The sequence below is a fragment of the Paraburkholderia sp. RAU2J genome, from assembly GCF_003634845.1.
Taxonomy (GTDB): Bacteria; Pseudomonadota; Gammaproteobacteria; order Burkholderiales; family Burkholderiaceae; genus Paraburkholderia; species Paraburkholderia fynbosensis.
In genome coordinates, this window is record NZ_RBXG01000004.1 from 459,432 (window position 1) to 483,836 (window position 24,405).

22 protein-coding genes and 2 pseudogenes are annotated in these 24,405 nt (G+C 61.1%); 13 read left to right on the plus strand and 11 right to left on the minus strand.

Annotation, left to right across the window (positions count from 1 at the left end; genetic code table 11):
- Positions 1 to 228 precede the first annotated feature (228 nt).
- From B0G69_RS40040 to B0G69_RS40050, 3 genes and pseudogenes are all read left to right on the plus strand, one after another.
- A pseudogene (locus B0G69_RS40040) lies at positions 229 to 522 on the plus strand (HU family DNA-binding protein); the annotation flags it as partial.
- Positions 523 to 659: 137 nt separating this feature from the next.
- Positions 660 to 1,388: a DUF3800 domain-containing protein gene (locus tag B0G69_RS40045; RefSeq protein ID WP_147440851.1), complete on the plus strand. Its 729-nt coding sequence runs from the start codon at positions 660 to 662 to the stop codon at positions 1,386 to 1,388.
- Positions 1,389 to 1,528: 140 nt separating this feature from the next.
- Positions 1,529 to 2,050, plus strand: a pseudogene (locus B0G69_RS40050) (2-oxo acid dehydrogenase subunit E2); the annotation flags it as partial.
- Positions 2,051 to 2,338: 288 nt separating this feature from the next.
- Here B0G69_RS40050 and B0G69_RS40060 read toward each other — a convergent pair.
- Together B0G69_RS40060 and B0G69_RS40065 are read right to left on the minus strand one after the other, a co-directional pair.
- On the minus strand, positions 2,339 to 2,584 hold the full coding sequence (locus B0G69_RS40060; protein ID WP_121325667.1) for a hypothetical protein: 246 nt from the start codon (positions 2,582 to 2,584) through the stop codon (positions 2,339 to 2,341).
- A 177-nt stretch (positions 2,585 to 2,761) separates the two neighbouring features.
- The gene (locus tag B0G69_RS40065) at positions 2,762 to 3,730 is read right to left on the minus strand and encodes a PDR/VanB family oxidoreductase (protein ID WP_121325517.1); all 969 of its coding nucleotides are present in this window, start codon (positions 3,728 to 3,730) and stop codon (positions 2,762 to 2,764) included.
- A 236-nt stretch (positions 3,731 to 3,966) separates the two neighbouring features.
- On the opposite strand from B0G69_RS40065, the gene B0G69_RS40070 reads away from it, so the two are divergent.
- The 5 genes from B0G69_RS40070 (at position 3,967) to nadC (ending at position 9,206) form a co-directional block, all read left to right on the plus strand.
- Positions 3,967 to 5,313, plus strand: a complete 1,347-nt coding sequence (locus B0G69_RS40070) for an MFS transporter (RefSeq protein WP_121325518.1) — start codon at positions 3,967 to 3,969, stop codon at positions 5,311 to 5,313.
- A 46-nt stretch (positions 5,314 to 5,359) separates the two neighbouring features.
- Complete coding sequence (locus tag B0G69_RS40075) at positions 5,360 to 6,352, plus strand: ABC transporter substrate-binding protein (protein WP_121325519.1); 993 nt, start codon at positions 5,360 to 5,362, stop codon at positions 6,350 to 6,352.
- Positions 6,353 to 6,468: 116 nt separating this feature from the next.
- Positions 6,469 to 7,533: a porin gene (locus B0G69_RS40080; RefSeq protein ID WP_121325520.1), complete on the plus strand. Its 1,065-nt coding sequence runs from the start codon at positions 6,469 to 6,471 to the stop codon at positions 7,531 to 7,533.
- A gap of 89 nt (positions 7,534 to 7,622) precedes the next feature.
- Positions 7,623 to 8,219 (plus strand): MarR family transcriptional regulator, encoded by a 597-nt coding sequence (locus B0G69_RS40085; protein ID WP_121325521.1) that lies wholly within the window; start codon positions 7,623 to 7,625, stop codon positions 8,217 to 8,219.
- Between the two features lie 141 nt (positions 8,220 to 8,360).
- Positions 8,361 to 9,206 carry a carboxylating nicotinate-nucleotide diphosphorylase gene (gene nadC, locus B0G69_RS40090; RefSeq protein ID WP_121325522.1) on the plus strand — a complete coding sequence of 282 codons (846 nt, stop codon included), beginning with the start codon at positions 8,361 to 8,363 and terminating at the stop codon, positions 9,204 to 9,206.
- Positions 9,207 to 9,328: 122 nt separating this feature from the next.
- Here the strand turns inward: nadC and B0G69_RS40095 are convergent, their stop codons facing one another.
- Together B0G69_RS40095 and B0G69_RS40100 are read right to left on the minus strand one after the other, a co-directional pair.
- Positions 9,329 to 10,504: a Gfo/Idh/MocA family oxidoreductase gene (locus tag B0G69_RS40095; RefSeq protein ID WP_121325523.1), complete on the minus strand. Its 1,176-nt coding sequence runs from the start codon at positions 10,502 to 10,504 to the stop codon at positions 9,329 to 9,331.
- Between the two features lie 16 nt (positions 10,505 to 10,520).
- A complete protein-coding gene (locus B0G69_RS40100) occupies positions 10,521 to 11,852 on the minus strand; it encodes a Rieske 2Fe-2S domain-containing protein (protein WP_121325524.1) in 1,332 nt (443 codons plus the stop codon).
- A gap of 408 nt (positions 11,853 to 12,260) precedes the next feature.
- Here B0G69_RS40100 and B0G69_RS40105 point away from each other — a divergent pair, with 408 nt between their 5' ends.
- Positions 12,261 to 12,737, plus strand: coding sequence for a hemerythrin domain-containing protein (locus tag B0G69_RS40105; protein WP_121325525.1), 477 nt, complete (start codon positions 12,261 to 12,263; stop codon positions 12,735 to 12,737).
- A gap of 283 nt (positions 12,738 to 13,020) precedes the next feature.
- On the opposite strand, the gene B0G69_RS40110 is transcribed toward B0G69_RS40105, so the two are convergent.
- The gene (locus B0G69_RS40110) at positions 13,021 to 13,284 is read right to left on the minus strand and encodes an IclR family transcriptional regulator C-terminal domain-containing protein (RefSeq protein WP_241991754.1); all 264 of its coding nucleotides are present in this window, start codon (positions 13,282 to 13,284) and stop codon (positions 13,021 to 13,023) included.
- 32 nt (positions 13,285 to 13,316) lie between these two features.
- Between B0G69_RS40110 and B0G69_RS40115 the strand changes: the two genes are divergently transcribed.
- The 3 genes from B0G69_RS40115 to B0G69_RS40125 all read left to right on the plus strand — a co-directional run bounded on the left by B0G69_RS40115 (position 13,317) and on the right by B0G69_RS40125 (position 15,029).
- The gene (locus B0G69_RS40115) at positions 13,317 to 14,039 is read left to right on the plus strand and encodes an IS6 family transposase (RefSeq protein WP_199731517.1); all 723 of its coding nucleotides are present in this window, start codon (positions 13,317 to 13,319) and stop codon (positions 14,037 to 14,039) included.
- Positions 14,040 to 14,386: 347 nt separating this feature from the next.
- Entirely contained in the window at positions 14,387 to 14,758 is a 372-nt protein-coding gene (locus B0G69_RS40120) for a hypothetical protein (RefSeq protein WP_241991755.1), read from the plus strand.
- A 154-nt stretch (positions 14,759 to 14,912) separates the two neighbouring features.
- A complete protein-coding gene (locus B0G69_RS40125) occupies positions 14,913 to 15,029 on the plus strand; it encodes a sigma factor-like helix-turn-helix DNA-binding protein (protein ID WP_121325526.1) in 117 nt (38 codons plus the stop codon).
- Between the two features lie 166 nt (positions 15,030 to 15,195).
- Here the strand turns inward: B0G69_RS40125 and B0G69_RS40130 are convergent, their stop codons facing one another.
- Positions 15,196 to 16,578, minus strand: a complete 1,383-nt coding sequence (locus tag B0G69_RS40130) for a hypothetical protein (protein ID WP_121325527.1) — start codon at positions 16,576 to 16,578, stop codon at positions 15,196 to 15,198.
- A gap of 886 nt (positions 16,579 to 17,464) precedes the next feature.
- The gene (locus B0G69_RS40135) at positions 17,465 to 18,085 is read right to left on the minus strand and encodes a sel1 repeat family protein (RefSeq protein ID WP_121325528.1); all 621 of its coding nucleotides are present in this window, start codon (positions 18,083 to 18,085) and stop codon (positions 17,465 to 17,467) included.
- Between the two features lie 412 nt (positions 18,086 to 18,497).
- Between B0G69_RS40135 and B0G69_RS40140 the strand changes: the two genes are divergently transcribed.
- Positions 18,498 to 18,851, plus strand: a complete 354-nt coding sequence (locus B0G69_RS40140; RefSeq protein WP_121325529.1) for a hypothetical protein — start codon at positions 18,498 to 18,500, stop codon at positions 18,849 to 18,851.
- A gap of 1,215 nt (positions 18,852 to 20,066) precedes the next feature.
- On the opposite strand, the gene B0G69_RS40145 is transcribed toward B0G69_RS40140, so the two are convergent.
- From B0G69_RS40145 to B0G69_RS40160, 4 genes are all read right to left on the minus strand, one after another.
- Positions 20,067 to 21,017, minus strand: a complete 951-nt coding sequence (locus B0G69_RS40145) for an aldo/keto reductase (protein WP_121325530.1) — start codon at positions 21,015 to 21,017, stop codon at positions 20,067 to 20,069.
- A gap of 52 nt (positions 21,018 to 21,069) precedes the next feature.
- Entirely contained in the window at positions 21,070 to 22,125 is a 1,056-nt protein-coding gene (locus B0G69_RS40150; RefSeq protein ID WP_121325531.1) for an alpha/beta hydrolase, read from the minus strand.
- 22 nt (positions 22,126 to 22,147) lie between these two features.
- Positions 22,148 to 23,302 (minus strand): alcohol dehydrogenase, encoded by a 1,155-nt coding sequence (gene yqhD, locus B0G69_RS40155; protein ID WP_121325532.1) that lies wholly within the window; start codon positions 23,300 to 23,302, stop codon positions 22,148 to 22,150.
- 99 nt (positions 23,303 to 23,401) lie between these two features.
- Positions 23,402 to 24,004 carry a TetR/AcrR family transcriptional regulator gene (locus B0G69_RS40160; protein ID WP_121325674.1) on the minus strand — a complete coding sequence of 201 codons (603 nt, stop codon included), beginning with the start codon at positions 24,002 to 24,004 and terminating at the stop codon, positions 23,402 to 23,404.
- Between the last annotated feature and the right edge of the window lie 401 nt (positions 24,005 to 24,405).

Below are 24,405 nucleotides of genomic sequence, written 5' to 3' on the forward strand. Positions count from 1 at the left end.
TTATCAGATGTAGCGATTTTTTTGCGTGGCGCTTTCCGGCCGTCGCCCGGTAGCGAGCGATCAATTCGTGATTGATCTGCCGTGCCCGGGCGCTTCCGACCGCCCCTGACGGCGCGTGGCGAAGTCAACGCACCTTAAATTGATCCGGTTGCTGCAGAACCGGACCGCCCGCTGGTCGTGATTGCGTGAAGGCAGGCCGATCGGGTAGGGTGGCGACATCCCAACCACAACGAGGAATCAACGATGAACAAGCAGGAACTGGTGGATGCGGTTGCGGCGCTAACCGATGAAAGCAAGGCCGCGACCGGCGAGATGATCGACGCGGTGATCGCAGCGATCACCGGCGCGGTGACAAAGGGCGATACCGTCCAGCTGATCGGCTTCGGCTCGTTTTCCACGGGTGCGCGCGCCGCACGGGTCGGACGCAATCCGGCGACCGGCGCCGAAATCCAGATCCCCGCGGCGAAGACCGTCAAGTTCACGGCGGGCAAGGCGTTCAAGGATGCCGTCAACGGGGGCTGATGGCTGGCGCTGGCGGCCGCTACAGTACCGGTTGAAAAAACGGGATCCCACCGTCATAATGGAGGTATAGCGGCGCTGCGGTTTAAATATGCCCGGATCACCTGCGACAAATTGGCGTCGGCGATCGTAAGCGTACTTTGAGTACGTCAGGTCCGGGTACCGCACCTTTTCCAGTAGCCTCCTTCGGGAGGCTATTTTTATATGGGCGCAACGATTTGGGCGCAACGATTTATCTCGACGAAAGCGGCTGCCTGGGCTGGAAACTCGATGCGCCCTACCAGCGAGGCGGCTCGAGCCGCTTCTTCACGCTGGCCGCTGCAATCATCCCGGATGGTGCGGAACCTGTTCTTGAACGGGTCGTACGCGGGGTGTACAAGCATCGGGGACGCTCGCCTGGCAACGAACTCAAGTCCGTCCAGCTCTCGTCCGGCGAGCGAATGGCTTTCGCCGGTGAACTCGCGAAGATCCGAGCCAGGCGTCCCGACATCCGTTTCGTCACGATTACGGTGCGCAAGGAAAAGGCGAACAGCGCATTCCGGCGCACGCCCAACGGCCTTTACAACTTCATGGCGAAGCTTCTGCTTCTTGAGGTCATGAGCGAGTACGATTCAGTGTGCTTCATTCCTGATGCGCGTTCACTGAAGGTCGAACTGAAACATTCGTTGCACGAGTACCTGTGCACCGAACTCGCGGGCCGCGGCGCCGAGACCATGCTGCAGACCACCCCATGGGAAAGCAGGGACAGTTTTTCCCTTCAGTTCGTCGACTGGATGGCGGGTATCGTCTGGGCACACCATGAACATCGCAACGGCGACGCCTACAAGTCAGCATCGCCGAATATCGCCCAGCGCTGGCTATTCTTCTGAACGCCCCATGCCTGTTCCCCAAAGGCGCAATCTCTTTGGGATGCGACGTTGCCGCGCTTTACCCCGAACAGTGACGCGCTATCACGATAGCCATATCAAGTGATCAATGGACAGGCCGTTGGGCAGGCTGACCAAGGCATTGGCCGCCGCACACCGACGTGACGATCCGTCTGATCCGCGCGCTGGTCGCGGGCTGCCGCGCTGAGCCGGCATTGAACTCATGGTCGACGGACATACGGGGCGACGACACGTACTGGAGAAGATCGATCTCGGCATTGCCGTCGATCTGCCCGATGGACTTTTCGTGCCGGTGCTGCGCGACGTCGCGCATCGCGATGCGGCGGATCTGCGCGCCGGTCTCGACCGGATGCGCGCCGATATCCGCGCGCGCAAGATTCCGCCGGAAGAAATGCGCGGCAACACGATCACGCTGTCGAACTTCGGGATGATTTCGGGGAAGTACGCAGCGCCCATCGTCGTGCCGCCGACCGTCACGATCCTCGGCGCGGGGCGCATCCATGAACAGGTGGTCGCGGCAGACGGCGTGCCTGCCGTGCATCGGATCTTGCCGCTCAGCTTGACGTTCGATCACCGCGTCGTGACAGGCGGTGAAGCGGCGCCGCTTCCTGGCGGCGACGATCGCGGATCTGCAGAATGCGTGATAACGGTCAGCGTGTGCTAGGCGTGATTCGCCGCCAGCATCGCATCGATAAGAGCGCGCGCGTCGCGGTCGATGCACGTGAGGGCAACGCTCTCCGAGTCGTATGTAACGGGATCGGCGAAGTCACCGGTGACGTGTTGTTTTCGCGTCCTTCTACGTAACGACCACGTGACGCGATAGGTCAGCGCGATTCCATCGGACAAACGGGCCGTTCGCGGCTCCATGTGCGCTTCGATAACGAATCCGCGATAACGCCCGACGATGTGACGTTTCATTGATTCATGAACGATCAGGCAGCCAGGCGGCCAATCCCCATTTCCGGGCGGCGCTGGCCCGGCGGGAACACATGCCGTGTGCCGTCGGCATGGCGAAAGAAGAAGAGTGAAAACGTCCCGGACGGCCGGTCGATCTGAATGCACACGCGGCATGTGCCGCCCGAGCGGGAGCGGTCGAGCAGACGCACGCAGGCCCCGCGGCCCCGCGTCGGGCCAACGAGTTTTTCGACCTCGGAACGCAGTGACCTGTTGCCCGCCATGATTTTCCCTTCGATATACGATAAGTCGATGCTATGGAGATCGGTGCGTGCGTCCAATCGGCGCTGGCGGAATGTCGTCTCAGGAAGCGCTGATTTCAGCCGTCAGGATTTCCTGAATCAGAACCAGCATGCACAACGACATTCAAGGGTTTTTGCCCCTCGGCGGGCCCGCAATACTCAAAGATCGAGAACCAGCTCCGCTGATTTCGCTCGCGACACGCACACCATGATCTGCGTATCTTTCTCGTCGTCGCGTAGCACCAGGTCCCGATGATCCGCCTCCCCTGAGCACAACGCTGTCTTGCACGAACCGCAGGTGCCGCTTTCGCACGAACTCGGCACGCGCACGTTGGCGTCGCGCAGCACTTCGAGGATCGAGCGATTGGCGGGAATGTCGAACGACGTGCCGCTGCGCGAAAGCCGCACAGTGAAAGGCGTGCTTTCGCGCGAATTCGCGTTGCCTGCACCGAAGCTCTCAAAGTGAACCGTGCCCGACGGCCAGTGGCCGGTCATGTCCCGCACGGTGTCCATCAGCGCCTGCGGTCCGCAGCAGTACACGTGTTGCGCCGACTTCGACCGCTCAAATACGGGCCAGAAGTCGAATGATTTCGACGGGTCGCCGTGATCGTGGTGAATCTTCACGTCCGAACGCCATTCGTCGCTGGTCAGTTCATCGAAGAACGCCGTGCCTTCCGGATCGCGGGAGAGGTAGTACAGCTTGAACGAGCGCAGGCCTTCCGCTCGCAACTGCCGCGCCATCGACAGCATCGGCGTGATACCGATACCGCCCGCGACGAGAATGAATGACTTTGCGCGCTCATCGAGGGGAAACTCGCTGCGGGGCAAAGAGACGTCCACGGCGTCGCCCTCGGCCGTATCGTCGACGAAGCTCATCGAGCCGCCGCGTCCGTTGCTGTCACGCTTCACCGCGATGACGTAGCGATTGCGCTCGTGCGAGCCATTGCACAGCGAATAACTGCGTCGCGAGCCGTTCGGCACCACGACGGTCAAGTTCGCGCCCGCCTCGAACGGCGGCAACGGCGCGCCTTGCGGGTCGGTCAGTTCAAAGCGCCAGATGTCACGGGCGATCTTCTCCTTGCCTGCGATCTTCAGACGAAGAAAACCGTCTTCCTGGGGGGGCGTCATGTCTGTCTCCTTCTGACCGATCTGGTTTTGTGTCGTGTCAACATGAGCGCATGATATTACTAGATCTCTAATTACGCAAGTCAAGAGGACCGCTTCTTTGCGATCTTGCTCTCGGTAAAAACCCGTGCTTGCAAGTGGCATAAAGTCACCGTAAGCTGAATATTAGAGCTCTAATTATGCGGCGGGGGAGCCCTGTTCCGGCCGGTATCCAGAGTGAAATTCGGAGACATTCAGTCATGGCACATTCAACGTTGCACTCCGGGGATTTATCCCTGTCTGCCGTAGCCGACTCGGCGGCGGAGGAGGCGACCTACCGCAAGATCACGTTCAGGTTAATGAGCTTTCTTTTCCTGTGCTGGGTCCTCAACTATCTCGATCGCGTCAACGTCAGCTTCGCGCAGCTGCAACTGAAGCACGATCTTGGGTTGAGCGACGCGGCGTACGGGCTCGGCGTGAGCCTGTTTTTTATCGGCTACATCCTGCTCGAAGTGCCGAGCACACTGTTGCTGCGGCGCATTGGCGCCCGCAAGACCGTCACCCGGATCATGCTGCTCTGGGGCGCCATCTCCACTGCCATGGCGTTCATGACCGCTCCATGGCAGTTCTATCTTGCCCGGACGCTCCTCGGCGCGGCCGAAGCGGGCTTTTGGCCCGGCATCATCCTCTATCTCTCGTACTGGTACCCGTCGAAGCGCCGCGCTCGTATCACGTCGCGGTTCCTGCTGGCGATCGCGGTTGCGGGGATTGTCGGCGGCCCGCTCTCCGGGTTCATCCTGCAAAACTTCATGGACGTCTGGGGCTTTCGCAACTGGCAGTGGCTGTTCTTCCTTGAAGGCGTGCCCGCCGTGATTGCCGGTGTCGTGGCTTACTTCTACCTGATCGACCGGCCGCAAGATGCGACGTGGCTGACCGAGGATCAAAAACGAATCGTCATCGGCGCGCTCGACGAGGAAGGTCGCAGCAAACCGCATAACTCGCCGAGCACGCTCTTCGCGGCGCTGCGCGACCCGCGCGTGTACGTGATTGCCGCGGGTTGGGCCACGGTGCCCATTTGCGGAACCATCCTCAACTACTGGACGCCCACGATCATCAAACAGGCGGGCGTTTCCAACCTGTTGCAGATCGGCTTCCTGTCGGCGCTGCCTTATATCGTCGGCGCGGTCGCCATGCTGCTGATCGCACGCAGCTCCGACCTGCGGCTCGAGCGCCGCTGGCACTTCGTGCTGTCGACGACAGCCGGCGCCACGGGCGCGGTGCTCCTGACCGTTCTGACGCACAACTCGGTGGCCGCCATCGCGTGCCTGAGTCTCGTTTCGGTGAGCTATTTCGCGGCCGCAGCCATTATCTGGACCATTCCGCCGAACTTCCTGAAGGGCGCGGCGGCCGCCGGCGGGATCGGCGTGATCAGCAGTCTCGGTCAGGTGGGCGCTTTCTTCGCACCAATCGTCCTCGGCTGGGTGAAGAGCGCGACCGGCAGTTTTTCGGCCGGCATCCTGCTGGTCGCGGCGCTCGTTTTCATCGGCGGCATCGCCGTCTTCTTCGGCGTGCCGCGCGAGCGGCAGGCACAGCAATCCGGTGCGTGACGATGCACGCGACGACCAGCATTTTGACAGTCAGACAGGAGCAGGAATGAGCAAGCTTCAACTTTCCATCGCGGTGGGGAACTACGACCGGATGCGGCCGCTGATCGACGGCGACGTCCAGATCGACGGTGTCGATCCCGTGTTCATGCTGCAGGACCCGGAGGAAATCTTCTTCCGTGCGTTCCGGCACGCGGATTACGACATTTGCGAGCTTTCGCTCAGCAGCTATTCGGTGAAGACGGCCGCGGGCACCTCGCCCTACATCGCGGTGCCGGTCTTTCCGTCGCGCGCATTCCGACACAGCTCGATCTACGTGCGTTCCGATCGCGGGATCGACCGTCCCGAGGACCTGAAGGGCAAACGCATCGGCGTGCCGGAATACCAGCTGACCGCCAACGTATGGGTGCGGCTCTTTCTCGAAGAGGAATATGGCGTGAAGGCGTCGGATATCCACTGGGTGCGGGGCGGCTACGAGGATCCGACGCGTGTGGAGAAGATTGCGCTCAAGCTGCCTGAAGGCGTCGTTCTGGAAAGCGCGCCCGAAGGGCAGACGATCTCGAACCTGCTGGCCGATGGCGAGATTGACGGCGTGATCGGACCGCGCGCGCCGTCGTGCTTCGACCGTGGGCATCCGAAGGTCAAGTACCTTTTCGATGATCCGCAGAAGAGCGCCGCCGAATGGTACGAGCGCAGGCAGCTCTTCCCAATCATGCACACGCTGGGCGTTCGCAAGACGCTCGCGGATCAGCACCCGTGGCTGCCCGGCGCGATCGCGAAGGCGTTCGAGCAATCGAAGGAAGTGGCGCTGGCCCGTTTGAGCGACACCTCGGCGACCAAGGTGACGCTGCCGTTCATCGAGGACCAGTTGCGCAATGCTCGGCGGCTGATGGGGCACGACTTCTGGTCGTACGGATTCGCGAACAACGAGCATGTGATCGACCGTTTCCTCGCGCAGCACCACGCCGAGGGATTGTCGAGCCGTCGTCTGCAGCCTGCGGAACTATTCCACCCGGCCAGCCTGGAGCGATTCAAGATCTGATCCCCTCGCGGCGGTTGCTCGTGCTGTCGCGCATCCGGCAGACGCTGAGTGCGCGACAGATGCGCGGAAAGGGACAACACATCCAGGATAATCGGTCATCCATAGTAAAGATCAACATGAAGAGACACACATTCCCGCTCGCCTGCGGCGGGTTGCTGACGCTCGCCTGCACGGCGGCTCATGCGCAGAGTTCGGTCACGCTCTATGGCATCGTTGATGCGGGCGTCGAGTACGTCAACCGGGTGCCCCAAGGCGGTCAGACGGGCTCGGTGATCCGGGAACAGTCGGGCAATCTGGCCGGATCGCGCTGGGGGCTCAAGGGATCAGAGGACCTTGGCGGCGGCTACAAAGCCGTGTTTACGCTGGAGGGCGGGTTCAACGTGAACACCGGCGCACTAGGCCAGAGCGGACGGCTGTTCGGCCGCAAGGCATTCGTTGGCGTCTCAACGCCGTACGGCACGCTCACGCTCGGACGCCACCAGAACCTGCTCTACGAGCTGATGTATAAGTACGACGCGCTGACGTTCAACCCCAGCTACTCGGCGCAAAGCATGGACAGCCAGTTCGTGAATCGCGCGGACAATTCGGTGCGCTACGGCGTGCATCTCGGCGGCGTCACGTTCGCGGCACTGTACAGCACCGGCTTCGACGCGACGATTCCGAACGGTGGGAGCGTGCCCGGCGCAACGAAGGTGGGCCGCGAAATGAGCGCGGCGGTCCTGTATGATCGCGGGCCGTTCAGCATCGGGTTGACGTACGACCAGTTACAGGGCACCTCGATCGCGACACAGAGCAATGCGCAGCAGCGCGCGTTGCTCGGCGTGTCGTACGACTTCGGGCCGGTCACGACGCTGGCGGGCCTGCGCTGGCTGAACACGCGCAATACGGATGTGCCGCCGAGCTCGCTGCTCTATTGGGGCGGCGTGACCTGGAGGGTGAATGCGCCGCTTTCCATTTCCGCCAGCGTCTATCACACGCAGTTTCGCAATCCGCACGGTGGCCCGACGATGGGGGTATTGCTCGTCGACTACTCGCTGTCCAAGCGCACCGACGTGTATGCGGAAGGGGCGTATGTCTCCAATCGTTCATTTTCCAATGTCGGTATTCGCGGCACGGGCGTGGACATTGCGCCAGGCATGGACCAGGCGGGCGTGACCGTGGGCATTCGCCACACCTTCTGAGCGGCTTTGGCGATGCGCTCCAGTGTCTCTCGCGCGGGCTAAAGCGCTATGATTATCACCGGTCTGGCCACAATAACAGCGAGGAAGGCATGGCAGCAGCACGTACTTCGGGCAAGGGCAAGGGCGGGGGCGCGAGCGAGGACCCCATTCTGCGGCACTGGCGCGAGGCGGTTCCGGATGACCGTCTTGCTCACCTGGTGAAGGATGCAGGCCGCGCGATGATTCGCGGCCTGCAAATGCGCCTGGCGCAGCATGAAGTCTCGTTCGGCCACTGGGCTTATCTGCGTGTGCTATGGGTCACCGACGGGCTCACGCAGAAGGAGCTCAGCGACGAGACCGGCACCACCACGCCCACCACGTTCAGTGCGGTGTCGGCAATGGAAAAACTCGGGTATGTCGAGCGCCGCTATGAGCCCGGCAATCGCAAGAACACGCACGTCTATCTCACGCCGCGCGGCCGGAGCCTGAAAAACAAGCTGGTCCCGCTCGCGGAAGAAGTCAACGAAATTAGCGTCAGGGGCCTGAAAACCACCGAGATCAACGTCGCGCGGAAGGTTCTGCTGACGATCATCGAGAACATGGCACGCGACGAATCCGAGTCGGATAACCCGGCGCTGCGAATCCCGTCGACGCGGGAAGTGGGCAATCTGATCGCGGCACGCGGGGAAGAAATCGATCAGGAGTGAGGCGCAGCTCGGCGCTTCATGTCATTCCCGAGTAGCATATTCATTATAGATCTAATAATATTGGCGGACGTGCCAAGTCAACGACAGGCACGACGGCAGGCCACGGCATGCTGCTCTTTCGCTCAAAAATACGGATCTGGAATGGATGGAATGACCCGCGCGGCGATGACGCGCAACGTCCGCGATGCGCTCGCGGAAGATGTCGGCGAGGCCGACTGGACGTCGCTACTGATCGACCCCGGCGCTTCGGCTGAAGCCGTTTTGACCGTGCGCGAAGCCGCCCTGTTGTGCGGCAGACCGTGGTTCGATGAAACACTCCAGCAGGTCGACCCGCGCATCACGATTGAATGGTTTGTCGGCGAAGGCGAACGGATGTACGAAGGACAGGCCGTTTGCCGGATCGCTGGCCCGGCGCGCGGCATGCTCACCGCCGAGCGCACCGCGCTCAACTTCATTCAGTTGCTTTCTGGCGTGGCCACCGAAACAAGCATGATGACGCGGGTCGTCGAAGGCACGTCTGCGCGGATTCTCGACACGCGAAAAACGCTTCCGGGATTGCGCCTCGCGCAAAAATACGCAGTTCGTGTTGGCGGCGGCGAAAACCATCGTCGGGGGCTGTACGACGGCATTCTGATCAAGGAAAACCACATCGCGGCCGGCGGCGGCATTGCGTCGACGCTTCGCGCCACTCAAGCATTGGGTGCGGATGTGCCCGTGCAGGTCGAGGTGGAGACGCTCGATGAGTTAAAGGAAGCGTTGGCTGGGGGCGCCGCGGCGATTCTGCTCGACAATTTCTCGATCGAGATGATGCGCGAGGCTGTGCGTGTCACCGCAGGGCGCGCCGAGTTGGAAGTCTCGGGTGGTGTGACCGAGCAGACGCTGCGCACCATTGCCGAGACCGGCGTGGACCGTATCTCGTTAGGCAAGCTGACGAAGAACGTCAGGGCGATTGATTTTTCGCTGCGCTTCGCGGCGTTCGCCGGGTAACGAGATCGGGGCGCATGTGTGCGCCTCGTAGAAGCAAGCGCTGATAAAAAAATCCCTCGTTTTAACTGTGCATGGCTCAGTTAAACGAGGGCAACGAGGGCTTTTGCGCTTGCCTCGAACTATCAAAGCGTTACATCTGCGCCCGTTTCGCTCGACTTCAGAATCGCGATACAGATTTCCAGCGTGCCCTTTGCCCATTCGCCATCGTGAAGGGGCGAGCGTCCGTCGACGACCGCGCCATACAACTCGTCGATGACTTCGGCGCGCGGCACGACGGGTGCAGGCAGTGGCAGCGTTTGCCGCTGTTCGTCGCCGTAGACTACGATCGAATCGGGCAGCGGGCGCAGGTCCGCGCGTTCGCACGAGACGATAACCGGACCGAAATGCTGATGAAAGCGCGGCGGTTCGTCCGCGGTGGCCGTTGGCGGCTTGTACGCCGATCCGCCGTAGGTGCCGGCCGCCTTGAGCCTGGCCTCATCGCCCGAGGATGCGAGCGTCTCCAGACGACGGCGGGCGCTGCCGTACGTGTCGGGGCTCGTACGATCGCCCATTTCGCCGATCCAGCCGCTCCACTCTTCGGTATTGAAGTGGCCATAGCCGTTGTACGAGAGTGAGGCATAGGCGCCGTTCTCGAACCAGATCAGCGCCGAATAAGCGCCTTCGGTCGGGCGTGTCGGATCCCATCGCCCCACACTCGCCCGCAGCCTCGTCGCACGCGAGCCCGCGAGCATTCGCACGATGTCGACCTGGTGGGCCGCCTGGCTGAAGACGGCGCCCCCGCCTTCAGCCGTGGCCAGCTCTTCGGGCCGGCGGGGGCGATACAGATAGTCGGTGTAGTTCACAGCCTGGATCATTTTCACCGCGCCGAAATCGTCGCGACTGATCAATTCGCGCGTACGCAGGTATGGCGTGTCGAAACTGTGGCAATGGCCGACGATCAGATGCACGTTCGCTGCGCGGCATGCATCGATCATGCGATCGCAGTCCGCGGCGGCGAGCGCCATCGGCTTTTCGACCAGCACGTGTTTGGCTTTTGCCGCGGCAATTTCAGTGTGCTGCGCGTGGAACTGGTGCGGACTCGCAACGTAGATGATCTCGACGTTGGGGTCATCCGCCAACTCCGCCACGTCCGCATACGTGGGCGCAGCGAAGTCGGCGGCGAACTGCCGCCGCGCTTCGTCACGCGGATCGCACGCAGCGACGAGCTGGACTCTGGGGTCGCGCAGGAAGGTCGGCAGCATCAGCGAGAATGCCCGTCCCAATCCTGCTACCCCGATGCGCAAACGGCGCTGCTCCATGGCCGTGTGCCTCCCGTTATGGCGTGACCTGATAGTCGGTTGCGAGCGCGGACGGCTGATCGGCCGGTTCCGGATTCTTCTTGCTGACGTAACGCGCGGCATACGTGCGCCAGTCGATTTCCTTCGGCACGACAGCCTGGTACGAGCACACTTCCCGGGAAATCGCCTTTGCTCCGGTGCCAATTGCTTCGCCATCCTTCTCGAATTCGGCGATCGCATCGATCATGCGACGACGGAATTCGACGATGGCGAGATCGCTTGCGCCGAGGCGCTCGTCCGAACGGTTCGCAATCGGACCCATCGTGACCCACATGGCGATGTCCTGGTTCGGGAAGCCCGAAATGCCAGTGAAATTGCCGGCCTTCATCGCCTGGCGGTCCTGCCAGAAGCGGTTGTCGTGATTGCGCAGCGGACGATAGTACTGGTCCAGATCAACACCGACCTGCTGACGCAAGAACTTGCGCCACGTTTCGGTTTCCGGCGTCGTCTCCGGATCGCCCCAGGCGATGAAGTAGAACGCCGTGTTCGTGTCGTCCATCGGCACGTTGATGTTTGCAACGTTGTAGAGATTGTTCGGCGGAATCAGTACCGTTCCCGGCGCCACGAACACCGTGGAGCGTACGTAGTCGTGCGTGTTGGCGTTGTAGATCGGGCGGCGCAGCGCGGCGTAACGGAAGCCATAGTCGGTGCGCTCGACCTGCAGGCGCGGGGCCTTGTCGGTCGACGGGCGCAACCAGTTCTTCCCGGTCGCTTCGGCGCCGCCGACGCGTGCCGGCACGAAGTCGGACGAATGCAGGCTGGAGCTGTGCGCGGAGTCGATCGCGCCTTCGAGGATTTGCGCCCAATTGCACGGCAGCAGCGCCTTGGCGATGCTCACGCGGGTGTCGGCAGTCGGCGCCCAGGCCGGCGGCACGAATTCGGGGATGGCGTCTTGCGGGCCCATATACGCCCACACCATGCCGCCCCATTCCTGCACCGGGTAGGCCTTGTGCTTGACCTTGTCGGTCATGCAGCTCGCTGCCGGCTCGGACACCATTTCAAGCACGTTGCCCGAGACGTCGAACTTCCAGCCGTGATACAGGCAGCGCAGGCCAGAGTCTTCATTGCGGCCGTATACGAGCGATGCGCGACGGTGCGGGCAGTACTCGTCCAGCACACCAACGCTGCCTTCCGAGTCCCGGAATACGACGAGGTCCTCGCCAAATACGCGCGCTTTGACAGGCGCGCCATCCGGCTCGCTGACTTCTTCGATGAGGCAAACCGGTGTCCAGTGCCGGCGCATCAGTTGGCCCATTGGGGCATCGCCTTCGACGCGGCACAGCAATTCATTTTCTTGGTGGGTCAGCATGTAATGTCTCCCGGCGAAAGGTCGCCTTCATCAACAGGTGTTGCTCAACTATATTAGATCTCTAGTGAAATTGGCAAGGACCTTTCGGGGCATCCGGGAAAGTACGTATGGTCAGAAGTGATCCTGGATCAGGAATATTCGCTCTCTAATATAAAGGGGCGGGATGGGTCATCGATCCTGGGAAGTCACCGGCGCGAAAGGGGCGCGCAACGCAAGCGGCGACCAGGTGCTGAAGAACTGAAGGGAAAGCGCTGCGCCGTGCACGAATGCCGGCCGAATTGTTCGACCTGGCTAGTTTCGAAAGACTTACGGACTTAAGCCACGCTGATGATGGAATGCTGGGAAATTCGCGGCGTTCTATGTTTGACGGCTATGATATAGCTCTTGATAAAGCCGGATTGAACGGACATGACAGACTCTGTATTGAAAGATGTCGAAGCCCCTGTGCGAGAAAGTGACAACAGCCTTGTGTGGTCAGACGCACGGCTACTCGGCTTCACTCCGATGGATGACGTGCATAAGGAATTCTACGAAGTCGCGCTACGGCTCGTGACCTGCACCGATGCGAGCGCCCTTGCCGCGATCGAGGAATTCGAGAAGCACGCCGTCAGCCATTTCGAGCAGGAAGACGAATGGATGCGCACGACGAACTTTCCCCCGCGCGACTGCCACATCGAAGAGCACGAAGCCGTGCTGAAGTCAGTCCGGGACGTCAAAGCAGCGGTCGAAGCAGGGCAGGCCGGTTGCGCGCTGGTGCATGACATCGGCATGCATCTGTACGACTGGTTCCCGGGACACGCCGACTACCTGGATTCGGCGCTTGCCGCATGGATGACCAAACAGACGATGGGTGGAAAGCCTGTTGTCTTAAGACGGACGATTTGAGGTTTGCCGTTTCGACCGTCGAAATACACTGGGCCTCATAAGTTGTAGCCAGCAGACTGCTGGCTCAACCCGTGTCGCGTAGCGCCCGCCGCAGAATGTCGCCAGCGGTTGATTTCCGTAGCGTCTCAACAAAACACATCCTCGCCTCGCGGCGCCTATTTGCGCGACTCTCTATGCGTCTATGCTTTGCGCGCTCAGAGTTTTACCGCGCTGCGGCTCCCGTCAACGCATGGTCGATTGCGGGCGTCGCTGCTGCAATCGCCACGGACGATATCAGCCCCGTTCAGCTACCCGACTCGCGCAGCACGATGTCGCCCAGCTCGGCGAGGCGAGCGGCGTCGACGCGCACGCTCGGGCAGGAGATGCCCATGGCGGCGATCATCTCGTCCTGCGCGTCGTAGATAGGGCGAGCCACGCAGCGGATGCCATCGGTGAATTCCTCGTCATCGATGGCATAGCCGCGCTGGCGCGTCTGTTCCAACTCCTGCGCGAGAGCCGGCTCCGAGGTCAGGGTGCGCAACGGGTGTTGTCGCATTAACGCGGTCAAGTAGAATCCGTCGACCGCAACGCATGATAAGCATGATGGCAAAGACGAAGACGCCGCCCAAGACGCTGCCCGCTGGCATTGGCAAGGTACTGAAGCGGCTGCACTACCCGCTGGACGTGATCCTACTGTGCGTGCGGTGGTACGTGGCGTACTTGCTGAGCCTACGTAACCTCGAGGAAATGATGGCCGAGCGGGGCATCGAGGTGGATCATTCGAGCGTGCACCGGTGGGTCATCAAGCTGCTGCCGGTGCTTGAAAAAGCATTCCGCAAACGCAAACAGCCTGTCGGCAAGAGCTGGCGCGTTGATGAGACCTACGTCAAGGTCAAAGGCCAATGGAAATATTTGTACCGTGCCGTCGACAACGCGGGCAACACGGTGGATTTCCTGCTGCGCGCCCATCGTGATAAGGCCGCTGCTCGTCGCTACTTCGAGAAGGCGATTGAACAGAACGGTGAGCCCGAGACAATTACCGTGGACAGGAGCGGTGCGAATCTGGCTGCACTTGAAGCGCTCAATGCCGAGCGTTTAACGCCGATCAAGGTCAGGCAAAACAAATACCTGAACAACGTCGTCGAGCAGGATCACCGTGCCATCAAACGCATCATCAAACCGATGCTGGGGTTCAAGGATTTCCGCTGTGCGCGCATCATCCTGTCTGGCATAGAGATCGCACACATGATCCGCAAGGGGCAGATGTGTGACAATGGCGCCGCCTCGACTGCAGCCGAACAATTCTACTCGTTGGCAGCGTAAATAGTACTACTGATACTCCGCTTTGCTCAAGCTGTAATCGTTAGCGCGACAGAGCCAAAATAATTCAATGAATTTGTAACTCACCGCATTACGCCAGCGTCGTCCCCCGGATAAGGTCTGCTCGGGTAGCACGGACTATCGCGGAGAGAAGACGGAAGGCGAGAGACTCGCGACGCCAGAATCGCCGATCGCGGAGAAGACCTCGTTAGAATAGTCGCACTGTCACACATACATTTTCAGACGACATGAGTTCAAGGCGAGGCGGGGCAGGTGTTTCGCGACCACGAAAACACCTCACAAAAGCGATGTTATTGCCGATGGTTCAGGCGTCGGTTCGGGAGCAATCGTTGACCTCCCATCTTGCGCTTGTTGCCTGCCGCGACGGTCATGGCAACGGGCACCTGTTTAATGAACTGATGCGAACCGTGTACCTCGCATGGTTTCTCCAGGAGGACGGTTACGGAAACGAACCGGTCCGACGCTTCAAGACTGCGGAACATGCCGTGGAGGCCGCCCTGGAACTGGCCCATGCAGCAAACGAGTGGGTGCTCGCTGAAGACGCTGTTCCCGTTTTTGAGAGCCTGCTGGCTTTGCGCGATGCGCAACTTGCCACCGCACCCCTGCACAAAATAATCAGCGCAGAACACCGCCTCCGGCAATTCCTCGCCGGCACTGCCAGCTCGCCTGTTCCAGACGCAGATCCGGAGCAACTTTCATAGCAACCTTTGTCGGGACAGCGCGAAAAGACTGTAGGTATAAAGTCAGGATACCTGATCGTTGATGGCCGTCTTCATCTCGGAGTGCGGCGAGCATGTTTTCTACGTTTGTCGCGATCGATGAGGCGCTCGATGCACTTTTGCCGCGTAAGCGCAGGTGCTCCGGACGCGTTCCGCGCTAAAAACAGCGTTCGACCATACGTTCGAGGAGCAGGGCACAAAGCTCGACCTGGCACGCGGACGGATCCGGCAGATCGAAAGCAGGGCGGTGTGAAAACGGATGCTCCCGGGTCGGGTCGACCAGCTAAGGCAATATCTCGACCATTGAGCTACGCTCCACCGTCGTTCAGGAACAGGGCGATTCTTCGCGCACCGGGGCCAGCTATCCCGATGCGCTTCACGCGTCATTGCAGAATCTGTCGTAGCACGCTACCGCCGACTCACAAGAGGACTGCCTGCTGCAAAAGCTGGAGCGCCTTCAGTTCGTCCAGTCGACCCGTGCGCGCCTTACCTGCCAGCGTCTTGATCAACGCTTCCGCGATCGGCGCGATACCTTGCAGATTCTCAAGGCTGGTCACGGAAGCAGTGAGCGGGATGGGGGATTGCGGCGGGGTTTCAGCGGCTGGAAGCGACTCAAGGCTTGCCAGTGTGGCTGCCAGCGCCTCGCCATCACCTTCTTCTGCTGAGCGCCCCACAGGCACCCCCGGAGCGTCACTGTCATGATCCTGCTGGCTGACGGCTACCGGTTGTTTCTCTGCTGCGATCTCGGCCGAAACGGGTGAGGCGCTTTCCGGCTCGATCCGGACGCCCGCTCGTGCGCGCTCCGTGCGCGCCTTCGCATCGGCATGCTTCGCTGGCACGCCATCCTTCGCCGCGGCCGCGTGCGGCTCGTTCTGTTCAACGGAAGCACGGCCGCGCGAAGCGGGCGTGAGCAAACGTGACACCGACTCCGGAATGTCGGCTTCGGCGCGCGGCGTATCCAGCCAGCCAGTTGGCAAACCAAGTTGCTCCGTGAAACGGTTTGCTTCGACACCGTCCATGCGTTTCTTGCCATATAGCCGATGGGCCATGTTGGATCCGCTCATCGCCATGACTACACCCAGTCTTGCTTTCGATCCGTTGCGACCCGTGAGAACGTGGAGGTTGGCGCGCCGGATGTTCTCAACTGCGGCGCTGTCGTCCAGCGCCAGCGCTTGCTGTTGCGTTATTCCGGGAGACGTCCTGGTTTTCGGGGGTGAGCCTTTTTGCGGCGCACGAGGGGAGGGCTGTCCGGCCATCCGGTTTCGACCATTCCTGACGGCCTTGGGCGACCCGCCCGTTGCTTTCTTCGGCATTTGCGCTTCCTCGGACAAACTGGTTTCAGGATAGGGTTGCTGGTCGCCGCTCAGGGCGAAATCCGGTTCAGGTTTTTTCAACACTGCTTCCGGTTCGTCGTCGGTTTGAATGAAGTCGAGCGGTGATTTCAGGCGGGCGATGGTTTCGGCCGCAAGCGCTGGATTGGGCTGGTCAAAAAAGCCGTGAGGCAACCCAAGCGTGGTTTCCATGTGAAAGGCGGTCTCGGGCGTGAACCTTTCGCCCTTCATCAGTTCGGCCACCCGCGCCATGTTCGATCCCAGTCCCAGGGCGATATTCTCTGCGCCCACCGTATCGACCAGAAACTGGAACGACCGTGTCTTGAAAATGGAGGCCGTCTGGGCGGAGTCCCGGGCAGGTGCATTGACGTACGGTTGTCTCGGCCGGGTGGACGGAGATTTTTTTGGGTGACGAGGCTGGCGCTGGCCGCTGTCCCGAGATCCCGCATATCGTCCGCGGGGTTGACTCATAAAGTAGGGCTCCTGCGATGATTGGCGTGCTGACTTTTGAATTATAAATGAGGCGATGCTGGCATTTGGCGCGTCTACGACGGTCTGCCGCGAAAATACACGCGGGAGCCGGGCCACAACGCGATACTGCGCCCACGTCCGCATCTTCCAGTCTCAGTCTGATTGCGCTCGACCTGTGAGGCATCGCATAGTCTCCCTTGTGCCGATCACGGGACACCTCCAAATATCCGGCAGGCGATGGAAGATTGATTCGCCGGCTCTCGCACATTCAGCGTAAATGCGCCCGCCGGCGGTTGATCCGTCCGCGGTCAGGGGATGGGTCACTTGCACGGTAAGCCGCGCAAAAGCGCAGTTGGATTTTTCCAAGCCGGAATCGTTCAAACTGCCAGGCATTATTTGCGCTCATACCGTCGGTGACGTATTTGCCTGCCGACATCCGAAGCGCCAGGGAAGCTCACACGCGCCTCGCTGAATCGTATCGCTGGTATCGATCAGGAAAGCCCGCTCTCCGATTGACGCCGAGATTCCGTCACCTTTCATTTCGCGCAGACCTGCGTTCAGACCATGCGCGCCCTCGCATCAGGAGGAGTCTCTTCTCCGTAACGTCGGCGTATCCATTGACGGGAGAGTCTGTCGAGTGCCGGATGTCGCCAATCCCTGACGCAAGTCCCAAGGGGAGAGGCCGCCGATAGTGACACTGCCTGTGTCATCACGAAGGCGCCCGGCGGAGCGTGAGGTTCTGACTACGTATGGATCTGAACGCTTCAGTCCGGGCGCCGACAGACGCGGCACCAGTTTGCCTGCCGGCGCATAGGTGCGGCCAACTCGACGCGTTTTCACCTCTTAACCTCGTCCTCCGGCTCGTCTCGCAGGCGGTGGGGCTGCTTCACCGCAGCGCTGCCAGACGGCGTTGGCAACGCATGTCATCTCCACCGCGTCGATAACTTTGTATAGCCTTCGTGCGGTCCGGCATACCGCTACTGTCTTCTGCACCCCACGCGCCCTCCCAGAACAGCCCGAGATTGTGAGCTGAGGCCTTGTGCCCCAGTTTGATGGCCTGCTCGTAAAGCGAGAGCGCGTGGCTCACGTCGGCCTGCATGCCGCGCCCGAGTCGGGCGCTGTCGGCCAGCGCGGCGGCGGCCATGCCGCGAAGATGACCGTCCGCGGTCTCATCCTTCATCACATCTTCGAAAATCACATTACCCTTCTCAAGGTCCGCCTCGCCTCCCGTTGGTGTGACGAGAGAAATGGCCATTGCCATTCGCCAGGCCGGATGCCGGTTCGTGCCGATGCGCTCCAGTAGCCAGCGGCCCAGGTCCGGCGCGCGACTGAGCGTGCTGGTGAGAAGAGCATTTGCGATGGCGGCGATCGACTCGGCTGACAGGAAGCCAGTCTTGTTTGCTGCAATGACGTGACGGGAAAACTTTTCGACGTCGAGGGTAGGGTCAGCGCGGCGCAACTGATGCCATTCGCGCTCGATCGTTCCTACCCAGCTTTGCATTTGCATGGTGAGCGATCCTTTGGTGAAGAATGCACCTGATTCTAGCTCACCTTTTGTGGATTGTAACTTTCAGAGTTCGTGCGTCCCGACACATGCGTTCGCCAGATGGCGGGCTGCCACCGTCGCGACGTCCCGGTCAGATGACGATTCTGAGTAGAGCTTCGATCTTGTTGCTGTGATCGAGCGCGGTGGTTTGTCGTTCACAGAGTCACGAAGCGTTTGCAGGCATCGGCGCCTCCTGCAACATCAAGGCGGTGGTGCAGACCGTAGTGAATGATCAGGCATAGATAGCGGCGCTATTCATATCGCGACTTGTGGCAAGATCCGAACCGGATAGCAGATACGGGTTCGCGAACCCACAGGCAGAAATGTTCGCCGGCCTGCTTCGCACGACGTTGGAGGAGGAGAGTGTTCCACGATGGCTGATGCATTTGAACTCGTTGCCCTGGCGTTGCCCGGCGACGTCGCCCCCGAGTCACTGCCCGCCACCGCCCGCCAGTTCGTCGCGGATTGCTGGCCCGGTATGAGCCGCAGCCAGTTGATCGCCCGCGCCCGACGCCTTTCGCTGCGGCCGTCGCTGCGCGCCTGTCGCCCGGGTGCGCCGGGACACATCGGACACTTTGCACTCACGCTTACGGCGGGCATGCAGACCGTGTCCCTGATCGCGCATTTACGCCGTGTCGCCCAGCGGCGCGGGTCCGCGCGCAGTCGCAAGGCGGCTAACGCCTCGCGACCGCCCGCGCGTGATCCGCGTCAGGCATCGTTGTTCTGAACGGGGCGTCAAACCGGACGACCCGCATCGAATTGGGTGTCACGCAGCTGCGTGACACCATGAGCGCGGTTGAGGCTATGGCGCAATGACCTATCACCGAATTCTGCACCATGCCGCGGTACGTTCGGGCGTCAGCCGACGACGAGGCACGTCGACGACCCAGACTGAGGACGCCGTCCGCAACCAGTGAAAAGGCAATTGATTGCCGGGGTTCGCCGTTCGTTGAGAGGATCGCCTTGGCTCCATACTGCCCCATGAGGATGCCCCCCGTTGCAAGCTTCGTCCTGTCTTCACGAACAGAGGCTGTTTTGCCCGTCAGATTGCGTAACGGCGGGTTTCAGAATAGGCGTATTCTTTCACACGTCACGAAAGAACAGGCGTGATCGGGGTAGCGAGGAGAAAAGCGCGGCCCCGTGGCTTCGATATGGCCGTGGGGAACGCGTCGACTGTCCGCTCACGACGAAACTCGACAACCGGCGGTGCGTGCTGGCGCGCCTCATTGCGAACCGGAAACCGGTATTGCCGTCTTTCTCGCGACCCATCGAGGGATTCCTCGACAAGAGCAAACGGTTGGCCGGCGGCGTCGCACGAAAGTTCTCCATTTCCTGGCGAAGCTGTGACACATTTCCGACGGGCTACCCTAAAGCGGCCGCGATGTTCCGGAACCTGACGGACGCGCTACGCGCGCAACTCGGCCAGAGCCGACGTTGGAGAGGACGTGGTTGTACGTCGGCAGTGCGACGGATTGCCGACAGTGGCAGCATCGAGCGGCCGAGCGGCAGCTTTCTGCATCAGCGAACTCACACTCCCGACCCATTCCGGACATAGAAGCCGGCATCCCCTCTACGACAGCTTTCGGGGTGCAACAGTCGTTCGGCCATCTGGCTGACAGCGGGCAGAAACATATGCACCTGTCCCGCGAGCGCCGAGGGCGTGCTTCTGCTAGTCGGAGTTGCGACCTCGCGTCTGAGTCGCGTGCATGTCCCGCCCGCGCTTTCGGTCTGGATTCCGCCGCAGGTTATGCCTTATGCGGACTGGCACTTTCCACTCGCCGTCGGTATATCGGTAGCACGCTGTTGACGGCCAGCTTTCTGTCTTTCCACAAACTCGCCGGAACTCAACTGCGAATGCCGGGATAGCTGGCCTGGGATCTCGCATAAAGTGCCTGTTATCCAGTCAGTTCGCGCGAGCCCCCAGCCATCGGACACTACCCGGTTATTGCGCCGGTGCGCTGGCTTCGTCGAGCAGCTTCATGTCTTCGGAAGAAAGCTGCAAGTGAGTTGCTGCAGCCAACCCTTTCAGTTGCTCCACCGACGTCGCACTGGCAATCGGCGCCGTCACGCTCGGCCGCGCGATGATCCAGGCGAGCGCCACCGTTGCAGGTGTCGTGTCGTTGCGCTTCGCGACTTCAACAAGAGCATCGACGATCCGCAACCCGCGGTCGTTAAAATACTTGTCCACGAGCGCGCTGCGCGCACCCTTCGCCGCGTCAGCCTTCGAACGGTATTTTCCGCTCAGGAAACCGCTCGCCAGGCTGAAGAAAGTAACCACCGCCAATTCGTGGGTCTGCACGACCGGCTCGAGATCGGTTTCGTAGCCCTTCCGATCGTAAAGGTTGTACTCCGGCTGAAGAACCTGATACGCCGGCAATCCCGATTCCTTTGATACCTTCAGTGCTGCCTCGAGCCGCTCGCCGCTGAAGTTCGACGCTCCGATCACGCGCACTTTGCCCGCCTCGATCAGCCTCTGATATGCGCCGAGCGTCTCTTCGAACGGCGTCTTGTCGTCGTCGATGTGGGAGAAATAGACGTCGATGTAATCGGTCTGCAACCGGCGCAGCGACTCGTTGACGGCTGCCTCGATGTTGGCCGCCGACAGCCCCGGCCGCTTCTTCCACATGCCGACCTTGGTCGCAAGCACGATCTTGTCGCGCTTGCCGCTTTGCCTGAACCACTTGCCGATGATGGTTTCGGACTCGCCCCCCTGATTGCCCTCGGCCCAGTGCGAGTAGCTGTCGGCGGTATCAACGAAGTTCAAGCCAAGGTCGACGAAGGCGTCGAGGATGGAAAACGACGTTCGCTCATCGGCCGTCCAGCCGAAGACGTTGCCGCCAAAGACGAGCGGTGCGATTCGAAGGTTCGACGTTCCAATGGTGTGTTGCTGCATTTTTTCTCTACTCCGAGACGGGGGTTGGAAACACAATAGTAAAGATGCCGCATCAATGGCCGAGATGCTTGTCGAAAAATGCGGTGATTTCTCCGAACGCCTCCTTGGTCTCCGGCACACGGTCATCGACCTGGTATTGAGCGTGCGACATGCCGTCGAAAACCTCGAGTTGCGCATCGACACCCGCCTCCCGAAGCTTCCGGTGCACACGGACCGTGTTGCTCAGCAGCAGGTCCCGTGTCCCCGTGGTCAGGATCGCCGGCGGAAAGCCATGCATATCTCCGTAGACAGGTGACAGCAGCGGGTCCTTCAGATCATGACCGTGCGCGTAGACAACCGCCGCGGCATCGCAGAATCCATCGCGCGAAACCAGGACGTTGTCCACCTTTTCGTTCGTGTAGAACGAATCCCCGGTCCTCGTGAGGTCCGACATGGGCGTACCGGGTGCTATCGCACCAGGCATTCGCAGCCCTTCCTGCTTCGCGCGCAGCATCAGTTCGAGTACCAGAGCACCACCGGCCGAGGTCCCGAAAACGCCCACGTCCTCCGGATCGTTCGTCCGTAGTACCGCCTTGTACACCGTCTCGACGTCGTCGAGCGCTGCGGGAAAGTAACCTTCGGGCGGCATACGGTAGTCGACCGAAATCACTTTGTAGTGCCCAAGGCCCGCCATGATGACGGCCTCGCTCGTACCCGACTCGCCAGGGTACAGTTCGTAGCAGCCGCCATGAATGTGAATGAGTACCTTGTCGCGGTGTTCGGGCGGAATGACGGCGGGCGTCACGACGTACACTCTCACCCCGTTCATCGTCAAGGGCTGCACTGTAACGCCGAGGCGTTCCCGCATGGCCGGAAGCGTTTGCATGGCCTTGGCAGCCTGCGCGCTGGCAGCGGCTCTCCATTGCTCGCCCGTCGTCCATAGGACATTCCAGGAGGGGTTCAATGGCGCCGCGATGAGCTTTTGCAATTCAGGGCTGACATCGGTCGGCACTGGCAGGGTCTTCGCGGGGACCTGCCGGGGTGCAAGCGGGCCGTCGTCGGCAAGCGCAATGCCGGAAACACCGACGAACGCAGCGCACGCGAGCACAAGCAAGCCGGTGAACCTCATTGGATGACTCCTGTTTGCTCGCCTAAACCGCAAGTTCATACACGTGGCGGCTGACTTCGGGCGTGACGTCACCGTGTTCCCCCAATGCGGTCATGCCGTGCTCCTGCAGTTTCGCGATCAGCGTCTCGATTGAGTCGCCGCCTATGTCGTAATCGCGCAGTCGCGTTGGGACCGTCATCCGCTCGAAGAACCCGCGCGTGGCGGCGATCGCCGCGGTCACGCGTTCTTCCTCGCTGCCCTCAGTGATGTTCCATACGCGTTCGGCGTACTGCAGCAACTTCGCGTGCTTCTGCGCGCGGCGTGCCGTCAGCATCGCAGGCAGGACGATCGCAAGCGTTTGTGCGTGATCGAGGCCGTGCAACGCGGTGATCTCGTGACCGAGCATGTGCGTCGCCCAGTCCTGCGGCACGCCGGCGCCGATCAGGCCGTTGAGCGCCAGGGTTGCGGTCCACATCAGATTTGCCCGCACCTCGTAGTTGAGCGGCTCGGCGAGGGCTTTCGGACCGACTTCGATCAGCGTGGCGAGGAGCCCTTCGGCAAACCGGTCCTGCACTTGTGCGCCAACGGGGTAGGTCAGGTATTGCTCGACGATATGGACGAACGCATCGACCACGCCGTTCGCGATTTGCCGCGGCGGCAACGAGTAGGTGGTCGTCGGGTCGAGGACGGAAAAGCGGGGATAGGTCGCCTCACTGCGAAACGGGAGCTTGTCGCCTTTCGCCCGGTAACTGATCACGCCACCGTTGTTCATTTCCGAACCGGTCGCGGGCAGCGTCAGCACGCTGCCAAACGGCATCGCGTCAGTCACCTTGGCTTGCTTCGCCAGGATGTCCCACGGCTCACCGTCGAACTTCAGCGCCGCCGCGATGAACTTCGTGCCGTCGATCACGGAGCCGCCGCCCACCGCGAGCAAGAAGTCGATGTTCTTTTCGCGTGCCAGTTCTACGGCTTGCATCAGCGTTTCGTAGGTCGGGTTCGGTTCGATGCCGCCGAAAACGAACCATGCGCGCTCACCGAGCGCCGCCTGCACTTGCGCGAGCACACCATTGTGCTTGATGCTTCCGCCGCCGCACGTGATCAGCACGCGTGCGTCGCGCGGCACTTCAGCGTCAAGCGCGTCGATCTGGCCTTCGCCGAAAATGATCCTGGTCGGATTGTGGAAGGTGAAGTTCTGCATGGGATTCCTTTTTGGCTGCAACAAAATGACCGGTCGTCTCAACCGGAAGTCAAAGAACGCGACCGGGCACAGCATAGACGAGTGATGCGGACCACCCCGCTAGGGTACGGGTTTAAAAGTTATATCGAACATCAAGCGCATGCAGGCCTTCAGAGGCTCAATGGAGTCTTCCAGCTTCATTCGCAACAGGCTGCCTTCCCATGCGTTCCAGAAGAAGTCGGCCATTGCATCTGCGGGCAGGTCACGTCGCACTGAACCGAAGTCCTGGCCGCGGCGAAGATAGTCGGCAAAGCCGACGCGCCATTCGTCGACTGTGTGACGCGCGGTATCCCGGCAAAGCTCGCTCGACTGCGCAATTTCGCCGGCGAAATTGCCGAGCAGGCAGCCGCAACGGTCTTCGCAAGCCTCGTAGTCGGCGACGATCCGCTCATAGATGGTGCGAAGCGCCAGCAACGGGTCCGGCGAATCCGCAGTGCGTGAATACTGCTCCCACTCGGCTGCCTGTTCGTCCGCATAGTGCCGGAGGATCGCTGCGCCAAATGCTTCCTTGCTTGCGAAGTAGTTGTAGAACGAGCCCTTGGGGACCCCTGCGCGATCGACGATATCCTTCACGCCGGTGCCGTGAAAGCCCTTTTCGGCAAACAGGGTGACACCTGCGTTAAGCAGTTTTTCGTGGAAATCTTCCGTGCGGCGAGCATTCATGCCGGCGATTATATGACCAGTCATCTCAAACTGACAACCCTCCTCGGCCCCGAAAGCCTTTGGCCGGTATCGGAAGGACTCGCAGCGGTCGATGGGAGCGCTCAGTGCAGTGACGGCTTGGGCCGTGACGCGGCGAGCCCGTTTGGTCGGGCGTCCGCTGTTTGAGCGAAGAGGACAGCTGGATGTCGCTCTGAGTGAGTCGGCGAGCGGCAGAAACTGGCCGGCAGGACGCGTTCAGCCACCTCGCCGGAGAGCTGGCATTGACGACTCCAACGTCAGCTCTGTAGAACGTTCACGGAACTGGTGCTCTCGGCCATGATGGGACATTGGCTCGGAACGTCGCTAAGACATTCAGAAGGCGGCTCAGCGCGACTAGCGGCCTTTCAATCGCCACGACAGAG

Excerpts from the sequence above, each read along its gene's own strand:
- B0G69_RS40060 (WP_121325667.1), bottom strand. The coding sequence starts at position 2,584 with ATGGCGGGCAACAGGTCACTGCGTTCCGAGGTCGAAAAACTCGTTGGC.
- B0G69_RS40065 (WP_121325517.1), bottom strand. The coding sequence starts at position 3,730 with ATGACGCCCCCCCAGGAAGACGGTTTTCTTCGTCTGAAGATCGCAGGC.
- B0G69_RS40070 (WP_121325518.1), top strand. The coding sequence starts at position 3,967 with ATGGCACATTCAACGTTGCACTCCGGGGATTTATCCCTGTCTGCCGTA.
- B0G69_RS40075 (WP_121325519.1), top strand. The coding sequence starts at position 5,360 with ATGAGCAAGCTTCAACTTTCCATCGCGGTGGGGAACTACGACCGGATG.
- B0G69_RS40080 (WP_121325520.1), top strand. The coding sequence starts at position 6,469 with ATGAAGAGACACACATTCCCGCTCGCCTGCGGCGGGTTGCTGACGCTC.
- B0G69_RS40085 (WP_121325521.1), top strand. The coding sequence starts at position 7,623 with ATGGCAGCAGCACGTACTTCGGGCAAGGGCAAGGGCGGGGGCGCGAGC.
- nadC (WP_121325522.1), top strand. The coding sequence starts at position 8,361 with ATGGATGGAATGACCCGCGCGGCGATGACGCGCAACGTCCGCGATGCG.
- B0G69_RS40095 (WP_121325523.1), bottom strand. The coding sequence starts at position 10,504 with ATGGAGCAGCGCCGTTTGCGCATCGGGGTAGCAGGATTGGGACGGGCA.
- B0G69_RS40100 (WP_121325524.1), bottom strand. The coding sequence starts at position 11,852 with ATGCTGACCCACCAAGAAAATGAATTGCTGTGCCGCGTCGAAGGCGAT.
- B0G69_RS40105 (WP_121325525.1), top strand. The coding sequence starts at position 12,261 with ATGACAGACTCTGTATTGAAAGATGTCGAAGCCCCTGTGCGAGAAAGT.
- B0G69_RS40115 (WP_199731517.1), top strand. The coding sequence starts at position 13,317 with ATGATGGCAAAGACGAAGACGCCGCCCAAGACGCTGCCCGCTGGCATT.
- B0G69_RS40130 (WP_121325527.1), bottom strand. The coding sequence starts at position 16,578 with ATGAGTCAACCCCGCGGACGATATGCGGGATCTCGGGACAGCGGCCAG.
- B0G69_RS40135 (WP_121325528.1), bottom strand. The coding sequence starts at position 18,085 with ATGCAAATGCAAAGCTGGGTAGGAACGATCGAGCGCGAATGGCATCAG.
- B0G69_RS40140 (WP_121325529.1), top strand. The coding sequence starts at position 18,498 with ATGGCTGATGCATTTGAACTCGTTGCCCTGGCGTTGCCCGGCGACGTC.
- B0G69_RS40145 (WP_121325530.1), bottom strand. The coding sequence starts at position 21,017 with ATGCAGCAACACACCATTGGAACGTCGAACCTTCGAATCGCACCGCTC.
- B0G69_RS40150 (WP_121325531.1), bottom strand. The coding sequence starts at position 22,125 with ATGAGGTTCACCGGCTTGCTTGTGCTCGCGTGCGCTGCGTTCGTCGGT.
- yqhD (WP_121325532.1), bottom strand. The coding sequence starts at position 23,302 with ATGCAGAACTTCACCTTCCACAATCCGACCAGGATCATTTTCGGCGAA.
- B0G69_RS40160 (WP_121325674.1), bottom strand. The coding sequence starts at position 24,004 with ATGAATGCTCGCCGCACGGAAGATTTCCACGAAAAACTGCTTAACGCA.